The 233-nt window shown below is 68.7% G+C and carries 1 protein-coding gene; it reads left to right on the top strand.

Going from position 1 to position 233, the window contains the following annotated elements:
* The coding region (locus ACLJNW_RS28780; RefSeq protein ID WP_410962101.1) for a PAS domain-containing protein at nucleotides 1-233 on the top strand (233 nt) is incomplete at both ends.

Raw genomic sequence — 233 nt, forward strand, 5'->3', positions numbered from 1 at the left:
GGTCTACGAGCATTGGCGCAGCCGCCTGCATCCGGAAGACCTCGAGCGCACCGAGGCCAGCCTGCGCGCGGCGGTGGAGGGGCGCGGCAACTACGATGTGATCTTCCGCGTGGTGCTGCCCGACGGCGGCATCCGCTTCATCCAGGCCGGCGCGCAGGTCGAGCGCGACGCCGTCGGCAACCCGCTGCAGGTCACCGGGATCAATATCGATATCACCAGCGACCAGCAACTGC

The organism is Salmonella sp. SAL4457, from assembly GCF_046548235.1.
Classification (GTDB): domain Bacteria; phylum Pseudomonadota; class Gammaproteobacteria; order Enterobacterales; family Enterobacteriaceae; genus Salmonella; species Salmonella enterica.